1 protein-coding gene is annotated in these 1255 nt (G+C 45.1%); it reads right to left on the bottom strand.

Features of this window, described 5'->3' with window-relative positions; translation table 11 throughout:
* Positions 1 to 1255, bottom strand: a 1255-nt coding sequence (locus tag B4K20_RS16155; protein ID WP_289283699.1) for a TonB-dependent siderophore receptor, incomplete at both ends; no start/stop codon positions are given.

Raw genomic sequence — 1255 nt, 5'->3', positions numbered from 1 at the left:
TACGTGTCACATATTCACCAAAGTTTTCTTGCTCGGATTCAAAGCGTGCAAGGGTCAATACGGCATTGCCGTCATTAAACTCCTGCTTGATACCAAACTCGCGGCTTTCTCCTTTTACCGGGCCCAAGGGTGCCAGACTGGCATCAACCCAAGTTTGTGCTTTAAATACTTCACTGTAGCTACCATAAAGCATCGTGCCATCAATCACTTCATACGTTAAACCCGCATAAGGCACGGTTTCAGTATCGGACACTTTTTGAGGTGCACCATAACTCACCCCATCCTGCTCAATCTTCACGGTGCGTGCTCCTAGCAATACAGACAGTCTGTCAGTTGGTCGCAGGCGAGTTGAAAAGTAAGCGGAATCTTGTTCTTGATCGATATCGGTAGATTGTTGGGAGGCATCATAAACATCAAATACTGGTTTTGGTGTCAACCCAGCTGACCAGTTGCCACCAATGGGATCATAATTCCATGTACTTGAATAAACTGAACGTCCAGTCAGCTGGATATCTGCGACATTAATCCCTGCAACCACTTCTTGCTCTCTGCCAGCTAACTCAAACTTACCGCTCACATATAAATCAAATATTTTTTCTTTGTCCTGCGCTTTGTAATCACTGGCCTGAGCAGTCAAACCTGACTCTGTAATTGGATCAGGATTGCCGGCTAAATACAGTGAGTTCCATTGCTTTTCTTGTTTGTTTTGGGTGTACATGGCTTTGATTGCCAAATCATCACCTATTCTTTGTTCCAACTCGATGAAACTTCGAGTTTGTTTCACATCTTGCTGAGCCCAGCTAGGCGCCGTATTGGTTGACTCATCGTAATCGGTCAATGTGCCATCACTATAGAAAAGTGGTAATGCTCCTGATGAGTTACCATCACTATGATGGTCGTTCACACTGTGAGAAAAAGTTAGCTCAGTGCTGTCCGTCAGATCTGCTGAAACAATGCCGTAAAAGACATCACGGTCTGTGGAGTAGCGATCAAGGTATGAATCTCCTTTTTCTTTGGCAACGACTAAGCGACCACGAACGCGATCATTAATAGGCCCGGAAATATCGGCATCAACACGACGAGTATTCCATGAACCATAAGAGGCTTTAGCTGATGCCTGAAATTCATCAGTGGGGCGTTTACGCACAAAATTGATGGTGGCCGAAGGATTAGCTAAACCAGTAATCAGACCACTCGCCCCTTTAATGACCTCCACTTTTTCATACATCGCGGTGTCATCGTGACCTTGTGTCAA

It is taken from the genome of Methylophaga sp. UBA5088 (genome assembly GCF_002414625.1).
Lineage (GTDB): Bacteria > Pseudomonadota > Gammaproteobacteria > Nitrosococcales > Methylophagaceae > Methylophaga > Methylophaga marina.
The sequence above is the reverse complement of the archived record's forward strand: the minus strand, read 5'-3'. Positions and strand labels throughout refer to the sequence as shown.